9 protein-coding genes are annotated in these 7,886 nt (G+C 63.8%); 5 read left to right on the top strand and 4 right to left on the bottom strand.

Annotated features, from left to right (window positions below):
- Nucleotides 1–61: 61 nt before the first annotated feature.
- The 3 genes from NE609_RS16090 to NE609_RS16080 form a co-directional block, all read right to left on the bottom strand.
- Nucleotides 62–2,287: a hypothetical protein gene (locus NE609_RS16090; protein WP_256153100.1), complete on the bottom strand. Its 2,226-nt coding sequence runs from the start codon at nucleotides 2,285–2,287 to the stop codon at nucleotides 62–64.
- 170 nt (nucleotides 2,288–2,457) lie between these two features.
- The gene (locus NE609_RS16085) at nucleotides 2,458–3,117 is read right to left on the bottom strand and encodes a zinc ribbon domain-containing protein (protein ID WP_256153099.1); all 660 of its coding nucleotides are present in this window, start codon (nucleotides 3,115–3,117) and stop codon (nucleotides 2,458–2,460) included.
- A 66-nt stretch (nucleotides 3,118–3,183) separates the two neighbouring features.
- The gene (locus NE609_RS16080; protein ID WP_256153098.1) at nucleotides 3,184–3,699 is read right to left on the bottom strand and encodes a ferritin-like domain-containing protein; all 516 of its coding nucleotides are present in this window, start codon (nucleotides 3,697–3,699) and stop codon (nucleotides 3,184–3,186) included.
- 322 nt (nucleotides 3,700–4,021) lie between these two features.
- On the opposite strand from NE609_RS16080, the gene NE609_RS16075 reads away from it, so the two are divergent.
- From NE609_RS16075 to NE609_RS16065, 3 genes are all read left to right on the top strand, one after another.
- A complete protein-coding gene (locus NE609_RS16075; RefSeq protein WP_172439170.1) occupies nucleotides 4,022–4,366 on the top strand; it encodes a helix-turn-helix domain-containing protein in 345 nt (114 codons plus the stop codon).
- Nucleotides 4,367–4,551: 185 nt separating this feature from the next.
- Entirely contained in the window at nucleotides 4,552–4,971 is a 420-nt protein-coding gene (locus tag NE609_RS16070) for a C-GCAxxG-C-C family protein (protein ID WP_101549674.1), read from the top strand.
- On the top strand, nucleotides 4,968–5,855 hold the full coding sequence (locus tag NE609_RS16065; protein ID WP_256153097.1) for a radical SAM protein: 888 nt from the start codon (nucleotides 4,968–4,970) through the stop codon (nucleotides 5,853–5,855). Before NE609_RS16070 ends, NE609_RS16065 begins: the two co-directional genes overlap by 4 nt.
- A gap of 126 nt (nucleotides 5,856–5,981) precedes the next feature.
- Here the strand turns inward: NE609_RS16065 and NE609_RS16060 are convergent, their stop codons facing one another.
- Nucleotides 5,982–6,254 carry a hypothetical protein gene (locus NE609_RS16060; RefSeq protein WP_101549678.1) on the bottom strand — a complete coding sequence of 91 codons (273 nt, stop codon included), beginning with the start codon at nucleotides 6,252–6,254 and terminating at the stop codon, nucleotides 5,982–5,984.
- Nucleotides 6,255–6,536: 282 nt separating this feature from the next.
- On the opposite strand from NE609_RS16060, the gene NE609_RS16055 reads away from it, so the two are divergent.
- Both NE609_RS16055 and NE609_RS16050 read left to right on the top strand, forming a co-directional pair.
- Nucleotides 6,537–7,142: a LexA family transcriptional regulator gene (locus tag NE609_RS16055; protein ID WP_101549679.1), complete on the top strand. Its 606-nt coding sequence runs from the start codon at nucleotides 6,537–6,539 to the stop codon at nucleotides 7,140–7,142.
- Between the two features lie 83 nt (nucleotides 7,143–7,225).
- Complete coding sequence (locus NE609_RS16050) at nucleotides 7,226–7,759, top strand: inorganic diphosphatase (protein ID WP_101549682.1); 534 nt, start codon at nucleotides 7,226–7,228, stop codon at nucleotides 7,757–7,759.
- The last annotated feature ends 127 nt before the right edge of the window (nucleotides 7,760–7,886 follow it).

Here is a 7,886-nt window from a genome sequence, read left to right as displayed (position 1 = left end):
CCCCGGCCATCGGCCGGGGGCGCCCCTTTGCTGTGAACGGACCGGAAGCCCGGCAGGAAAGTCAGCGCCCGGTGTTTGGCACGGGCTTCCGGTTGTTGTTGACTTCAATGGTGGGCTTTTCAACGTCGGCCGGGCGGCCGGAGGGCTTCCTTTCAGGCAGGTCGGCCTTGCCGTCCGAGACGATGTAGGTGCCCAGCGTGAAGGTCCGGATGGAGAGCACCCGGTCGCCGTCGTCGTTTTCCCCGAAGTTGAAGAGGTGGGTCTTATCGACCAGCTCGCCGTCGCCGTCCACCTCGTAGACGTGGATGCGGCTTTCCCGCACGGTCAGGTCGCCGTCCTCGTCGACGAAGGGGTTGTAGAGGGAGAGGGTCGGGCGGGTCGCCGCCGGGACGCGGGGGTTGTCGACAAAGTCGAAGAGGTAGGCGTCCACGTCGTGGAAGTAGTCGAGGTAGTCGGCGTCGTTCCAGCGGGTGGAGAGGCGCGGGCAGTAGTAGTCGGCGTCCGAATCCGCGAGGAAGGTCATCGAGGCGACCGGCCCGTCCGCGTTCTCCCAGGTGACGATGTTGCGCTCGTTTTTGACCGGCTTAATCACGACGCCCTTTTCACCGATCGTGAAGGTCGCATCGTCGTCCACCCGGTTTTCATTCTGGATGTAGAGCTTGAAGGCGTGGTAATAGGTCTTGCCCGACTGGAGGCGCTCCTCCTGGGTCGCGCCCTCGAAGTAGGCTTTGTAGGCCTCGTCCTTCGCCTTCTGGGCGGCGGGCACGACGGTGTTTTTCTGCTCCGCCCACAAAAGGTAGGTCTCGCCGTACTTGACCGCGGCTTCATATTTTGTCCTGGCGGCGTCGGCGTCTGCCTTGGCCCGGTTCACCTGCCCGATGGTGACCGGCGCGCCGAGCGGGGCGAGGTTCGCCGCGGTGAGTTCCTGATACCGGGCCTCGAGCTTCGCTCTGTCGCCGTTGAGCGTGGTAAGTTGGCCTTCGAGCGCCTGCCGCTGGGCGGCGTTGCCCGCCTGCGGCGCCGCGTCGTCGATCTGTTTTTGCAGCCCTTCGGCCTGCGCCCGCATGGCGCCGAGCTGGCCCGCCTGATTGACCGCCAGCGTCCAGAGCTGCCCGCCGACGGCGGCCCAGTTGCCGCCCTCGTCGTCGATCAGGGGAACATCGTTAAAAATGCTGCCCTCGCCCTGAAGCCCCCGCAGGATGGCGTTGACGCCTGCCGCGTCCTTTTCCTCCGGGTCTTCTTTCGCGTTCTCGGACGCGAAGATGTTGAGCAGCGCGTTCGGGTCCTGCGTGCGGGGCAGGTTCCCGGTGGAGAGCCCTTCGCCAAGCGCCAGCGCGCCGTCGACGTCGACGCCCAAACCGGTGAGCACTCCGGTGAGGCCGCTGATATTCTGTTTGAGCGCGGTCAGCGCCTCCTGGAGCGCGGACGTGTCGGCCGGCTGCTCGGTGGGAAGGGCGGCGATCTGGTCGTTTACCTCCCTGATCTTCGCGTCGAGGTCGGCGAGCTGCTGCCGCAGCTTTTCCGCCTCGGCCGTGAGCGACTGGGCCTTCTGCTCCGCGTCGTACTGCGCCTTCAGATCCTCATAGACCTTCTGCAGCCGGTCGGCCTCGGCTTTCAGCGCGTCGACGCCGGGGATCTTTTCAACCGGGCTGCCGGGGCTGAACGCGGCGTAACCCGCGTCGGCGGCGAGCTGTTTGAGCTCGTTCAGCAGGTCCTTCTGCCTGTTTTCCGCGGCGGCCAGTTCCTTGACCGCCTGCTCGTAGGCGGCGCCGAGCTGTTCGGGCGTCAGGTCCGCGCTGCGCGCCGAAGGGCCCGCGAGCTTGAACATCGGGAAGAAGTCCCGGCCCCCGAGGCTCGGATAGTGGGTGACGATCAAATCCTTGCGCGCCTTGATCTGCGCCTCCATCTCGACCTTGTATTCGTCGGCGGAGAAATTGTCCTTGATCGAGAACCTGATGCAGACGTAGCGGGTGCCGTTGAAGCGCTTTTCCACGATGTCGGCTCCGCTGACCAGCTTGCCGTTGGTCTTTTTCTTCATCGAGAAGCGGACGACGCCCTTGTCGGTCAGGATGTCGTACCCCGCCACGGAGGAGGGCCCGATGATATAGTAGTAGTCGTCGCCGGGCTTCAGGGTGTCGTAGCCCGAATCGTAGGCGGGTTCGCCGTCCCCGTTCAGGATGGTGCCGACGACCGGGTCGGTATAGATGTCGTAGGACGCCGCGAAAGCCGCGACGTTCAGCGACAGCACGCAGGCAACCGCCAGAAGCAGTGCGAGCAGTTTTTTCATGGTGAGATGCCCCCTTCTTTGCTCTTGCGTTTCCAGTTTCTCTCTCTTTCCGGTTACTCTTATAACCAAATTGGAAGCCGCCGGGGGACAGATCCCGGTGTGTTTTTCGTGTCAACACGCCGCACGGGGAAAAAAGCCCGGGGCGGCCGTCTGGCCGCCCCGGGCGGGGGTTATTCGCGGTTGTCGTAGAGGACGCCGCCCCCCACCTCCAGCATCAGGGGGGAGTAGCCGTCCAGACCGTCGGACAGGGTGAGCTTTGCCGTATAGGACTCGGTGAGCGTCTCCCCGGAGGCGGTGTTGCGGTCGAACCGCTGGGAAACGGTGTAGACGCCCGCCTCTTCGTCGACCGACAGGCCCTGCTGGTAAAAGTGGACGCTGGCGGGGTCGTAGGCCTGCGCGCGGACCATCTCCTGCGCGCAGGTGACGGCGTACCGCTCCGCATCGGTTTGCGCGCCGGCCTGCTCCCGCGGGGCTTCCGCGCCGGGGCGCAGCAGGAAGAAGAGGAGCCCGCCCGCCGCGAGCAGGATGACGAGCAGGACGGGAAGCAGCCACCGCGGCGGCTTACGCCGGGATTTCGGCGCGTCGCCGGGCGGGCTCTCGTCGAAGTCGGGGAGCAGCTCGGGCTCGGGCGGGACGCCGCCCGGCGTTTCCCCGCGCAGGCAGGCGTCGCACAGATCGGAGACGCCGCCCTCGGGCAGCGGCCGCCCGCAGAGGATGCAGGCGCGCACCGGAGGGGCGTCCGCCCCGGCGGGGGCGGAGAGGGGTGCGCCGCAGTGCAGGCAGTAGGCGCTTTTGCGCGGGATGCGTTTTTTGCAGTAAGGGCAGACCATGCCGTTCCTCCTTCCGAGGGGGATTCTGGGAATATGATAGCACAGCCTCCGGAAAATGCAAGCGGGTCAGCGGCAGCTTTCGAGAATCCGCCGGAAGGCGCGGATGTGGAGCTGTTCGTCGAGTATGATGCGGTTGAGCATCGCGGAGATATAGCAGTCCTCGATCGTCGCCGCCTGGTACTGGTAGGTGTGGATGGCGGCCTGCTCGAGGGAGATGTCGCTTTGGACCGCCTCGCAGAGGGAGGCGTGGCAGGTCACCATATTGCCGTTCCAGGCCACCGGGCAGCCCTGCCGCGAGGAGCAGTAGCGCGGGTCGCCGCCGAGCAGCAGGACGAGCCTGCCGAAGATGTCGAGGTGGTGCATCTCGGTGATCGAGATGTGGTGAAGGACGTCGGCGGCCTCGGGCGCGGAGCGTCCGAGTACGAGGCTGTGGTAGGTGTACTGGGTGATCGAGGTGAGCTCGCTGCTCGCGGAAGCGAAATTGGCCTGGAGCATCTGCGCGTAACGGGGATTGGGCCGCTCCACGCGGATGGGAGGATAGGGTTCCGGCGCCGCGTAGAGGATGGCGTTCTGATCGCTCATAGGGGTCCCTCCTGTCAGGTTTTTACATGTTTAAAGATATGCGCGGCGGCCTCCGGACAGACTGGGAAAAATTTTTCCGGAAAAGATGGGGCGCAGGGCTTCCACTGTAGTCATGAAAAACTTATAATAAAAGTATAATTTACTTTTCCTGCGAGCGGCTGTTTTGTCGAAAAAAACCGCTTTCAAAAAATGATGCACAAATTTTGGGGACACTTTTACACAAATGGAAAATACATTTAATACTGGTAACATATATCTAGAACTATGGTAGTTTGAAATGGGTCGAAAAATGTATTATGATGTCGAAAAGGGGTGTGGACGCATGTCAAACAGCAACGAGGTAATCAGACGTAACATCCGGTTTGTACGCACTTCCCTTGGAATGACACAGGAACAGCTGGCGTTCGCGTCGGGGATGACCACCGCCTGCGTAAGCAGGCTGGAGCGGGTCAACGGTAACCCGACGGTGCAGACGCTCGACCAGATCGCGGATGGCCTGAAGCTCCAGACCATGCGCCTCTTTGACGAGGACCTGATCTCCCCGGAGAACAGGCGGCTGACGGCGCTTCAGCGCAGCTTTTTCGCGGCGCAGGAGCTTCCCGCCGAGCGGCAGGAGGAGTTGAGCCTGCTGATTCAGAACTATATCAGCCTCGGGAAGCTCTTCTGAGGCTGGACCGCAGGCAGCGTAAAAGGCACGGGGCCGCCGATGGGCGGGCTCGTGCCTTTTTGCGCGCCGGACGATTTACAACCGGGGCGCAGGCTGGTATAATAACCGAAGCGGCTATCAAGCATTTATGATCAATCCCGCCTGTTTCGGCGGCAAAGGACAACCGTATTAAAGGAAGCGAAAAGATGGAAAATCGAGTGGAAAAGGCCGTGGCGCTGCATAAGCAGGGCTACAACTGCGCGCAGGCGGTGCTCTGCGCCTACTGTGACCTCTTCGGCATGGACGAGGAGACGGCGTTCAAAATCTCCGAGGGCTTCGGCGGCGGCATCGGCGGCATGCACAGCGGCGTGTGCGGCGCGACGAGCGCGGTCTATATGCTCGCGGGGCTCCAGGGGAGCGGCGGCTCGCCCGAGAAGGGGCTCACCAAGGCCGCGACCTACGCGCGGATCAAGGAGCTGGAGAGCATCTTCCAGGCGGAGAACGGCAGCACCACCTGCCGTCAGCTGATCGAGCGGCGCAAGGCGGGCGAGGGAAAGAGCTGCCGCGAGCTGGTGATCTATGCGGCCGGGCTCGTCGAGCGGGAGCTGCTCGGCGAAGGAAAATGAGGCTTGAACACTGCACCCTCTGCCCGCGCGCCTGCGGGGCCGACCGGAGGACGGGAAGGGGATTCTGCGGCGGCGGCGCGCTCCCGCGCGTCGCGCGCGCGGCCCTGCACCAGTGGGAGGAGCCCTGCATCAGCGGGACGCGCGGCTCGGGGACCGTCTTTTTCTCCGGCTGCCCGCTGCGCTGCTGCTTCTGCCAGAACTACCGGATCAGCGCGGAAAACTTTGGGAAGGAGATCTCCGTCGGCCGTCTGGCGGAAATCTTTCTCGAATTGCAGGCGCAGGGCGCGCACAATCTCAACCTCGTGAACCCCACCCACTGGGCGCCCTGGGTCGTGGAGGCGGTGGGGCGCGCCCGCCCCGCGCTCAAAATTCCCGTCGTCTGCAATTCGGGCGGCTACGAGTCTCCCGAGACGCTGGAGCTGCTTGGGAAGGTGGCGGACGTCTGGCTGCCCGACCTCAAATATGCCGACGCGGCGCGCGCGGCGCGCTATTCGGGCGCGCCCGACTATTTCCGGGCGGCGACCGCCGCGATCGCCGAAATGTTCCGGCAGACGGGGCCCGTCCGGTTCGGAGCGGACGGGCTGCTCGAAAAGGGGCTCGTCATCCGCCATCTCGTGCTGCCGGGCGGGCTCCACGATTCGATCGCGGTGCTCGAATGGATCGCGGAAAACCTGCCGCTGGAGGAGATCCGCGTGAGCGTCATGAGCCAGTACACCCCCTTTTACCGCAGCGGGGAGTTCCCCGAGCTCGGCCGGCGGCTGAGCAGCTACGAGTACCGCAGGGTGCTCGAGCGCGCGCGGGAGCTGGGCGTCCGCGGCTACATGCAGGAGAAAAGCTCCGCAAAAGAAGAATACACGCCCCCCTTTGATTTGGAGGGCGTGTAAAGACATGGAGTGCGTATCCACAGGAAACGCCGAAAGCAGGAGAGCCGCGGGATTCCCGCGGCTCTTTCACGCGCCGCGGACGCCGGACGGCGCCGGGCGGCGCCGGGCGGCGCGCGGGTACGCAGTTCAGGCCGCGTGCGCGGCGGCGACGCGGCGGCGGACAGGCCGCGCCTGCGCGGCCTGCGTCGGGGGCGCCGGTGCATGGCGGCGCCGGGCCGGCTTCTTGGAGCCCGCCCGCGCGCAGAAGACGCCAATCGCGGTGAAGGCGACGAGCTGGAGGATGCACTCCCAGAGGGAGATGCCGCCCGTCTCCCATGCGCCGAGCGAACCGAGGACCAAAAACGCCGAAACCACCGTAAGCAGTTGGAACAGATAGCGGATATGATAGAACAGTTTCATCCGGATGCCTTCCTTCCTCCGCGCCGACCGTTTCCCGGCGGACGGCCTCCCGCGCGGAAAAGGAGGCGTCCGGACTGCCGAAAAACAACGATTGTTTGTATTTTCAATATACAACAACTATTGGTTGTTGTCAAGCCGTTTTACAACTTTTTTGATTATTTGGATTGACAGATACAACCTATTGATGTAAAATATAACTGTCAGTATAAATGGCTGCGGGGACGGCGGCGCCGCGGGCCGGACAGCGGGTTCCTCCCGCGCGCCGGGAAAGGGAGAAGATCAATGTTTTCCGAACGGTTGAGGGCGCTTCGCAAGGAGCGCAAAATTTCGCAGGGCGCGCTGGCCGCACAGCTCGGCATCAGCCAGCAGGCGGTCGGCAAGTGGGAGACGGGGCGTTCCACCCCCGACCCCGGCACGCTCCGTAAAATCGCCGACCTCTTCGGCGTATCGGCCGACGGCCTGCTCGGGCGGGACGACGCGCATTCCGCGCCGGTGTGGCCGGGGGCGGAGGTGCTCGTGCCGGTGCTCGGCACCGTCAAGGCGGGCTACGACGCCTACGCCTTTGAGGAGGATTACGGCAGCGAGCCCGCGAACGTCAAAAACCCGCGCGACTACTTTTACCTGATCGTGCGCGGGGACAGCATGGAGCCGCGCATCAGCAGCGGCGACCTCGCGCTTGTCCACAGCCAGCCCGACGTCGAAAGCGGGGATCTGGCCGTCGTGCTTGTCGACGGGGAGGAGGGCACCCTCAAAAAGGTGCTCAAAAAGGAGGGCGCGGTGATCTTGCAGCCCTTCAATCCCGCCTACCAGACGCAGGTCTTCATCGGCGGGGAGATCGACCGGCTCACCATCGTGGGCAAGGTCGTGGAGACAAAAACCAAGTGGTAGGTTGCTTATTGGGCCGCGGTGTGCTAAAATCATCCTGACAGGACGCTACAGGGCTAGAGAAGTTTTGAAAAGGGGTTATCGGATTGAATATTTGGCATGACATGTCGCCCAAGCGCATTACCAAAAACGACTTTATCGCTGTGATCGAAATCCAGAAGGGCGGGAAGAACAAATACGAGCTGGATAAGGAGACGGGGCTGATCATCCTCGACCGGATCCTCTACACCTCCACCCATTATCCCGCCAACTACGGCTTCATCCCGCGCACCTACGGCGACGACAACGACCCGCTCGACGTGCTGGTGCTCTGCTCCGAGGCGCTCATCCCGCTGAGCCTCGTGCGCTGCTACCCGATCGGCGTTATTTCGATGATCGACAACGGCAAAAACGACGAGAAGATCATCGCGATCCCCTTTGAGGACCCGATGTACAACCACTACCGGGATATCAGCGAGCTGCCCGAGCATGTCTTTGCCGAGATGCGCCACTTCTTCAGCGTCTACAAATCCCTCGAGGGCAAGCAGACCGCCGTCAACGAGGTGGCCGGCCCCGAAACCGCGATCGAGATCGTCCAGAACGCGATCGACCACTACGTCGAGAAGTTCTGCCGCGGATAGGTCCCGCGAAGCTCCGGGAACACGGAAAACCCCCGTCGCTGTGATACAGCGGCGGGGGTTTTTGCGCGGCGGCGGGATCGCCCGCGCGAAGCGCGGGGCGGGGGGGGGGGGGGGGGGGGGGGGGGGG

Origin of the sequence: Anaerotruncus sp. DFI.9.16, assembly GCF_024461615.1 — a bacterium.
Lineage (GTDB): Bacteria > Bacillota > Clostridia > Oscillospirales > Ruminococcaceae > Anaerotruncus > Anaerotruncus massiliensis.
This window is presented reverse-complemented; position numbering and strand designations above follow the sequence as displayed.

What these genes read in the sequence shown, in the direction of transcription:
- NE609_RS16085 (WP_256153099.1), bottom strand. Translation starts at nt 3,117, where the DNA reads ATGGTCTGCCCTTACTGCAAAAAACGCATCCCGCGCAAAAGCGCCTAC.
- NE609_RS16055 (WP_101549679.1), top strand. Translation starts at nt 6,537, where the DNA reads ATGTTTTCCGAACGGTTGAGGGCGCTTCGCAAGGAGCGCAAAATTTCG.
- NE609_RS16080 (WP_256153098.1), bottom strand. Translation starts at nt 3,699, where the DNA reads ATGAGCGATCAGAACGCCATCCTCTACGCGGCGCCGGAACCCTATCCT.
- NE609_RS16090 (WP_256153100.1), bottom strand. Translation starts at nt 2,287, where the DNA reads ATGAAAAAACTGCTCGCACTGCTTCTGGCGGTTGCCTGCGTGCTGTCG.
- NE609_RS16070 (WP_101549674.1), top strand. Translation starts at nt 4,552, where the DNA reads ATGGAAAATCGAGTGGAAAAGGCCGTGGCGCTGCATAAGCAGGGCTAC.
- NE609_RS16060 (WP_101549678.1), bottom strand. Translation starts at nt 6,254, where the DNA reads ATGAAACTGTTCTATCATATCCGCTATCTGTTCCAACTGCTTACGGTG.
- NE609_RS16065 (WP_256153097.1), top strand. Translation starts at nt 4,968, where the DNA reads ATGAGGCTTGAACACTGCACCCTCTGCCCGCGCGCCTGCGGGGCCGAC.
- NE609_RS16075 (WP_172439170.1), top strand. Translation starts at nt 4,022, where the DNA reads ATGTCAAACAGCAACGAGGTAATCAGACGTAACATCCGGTTTGTACGC.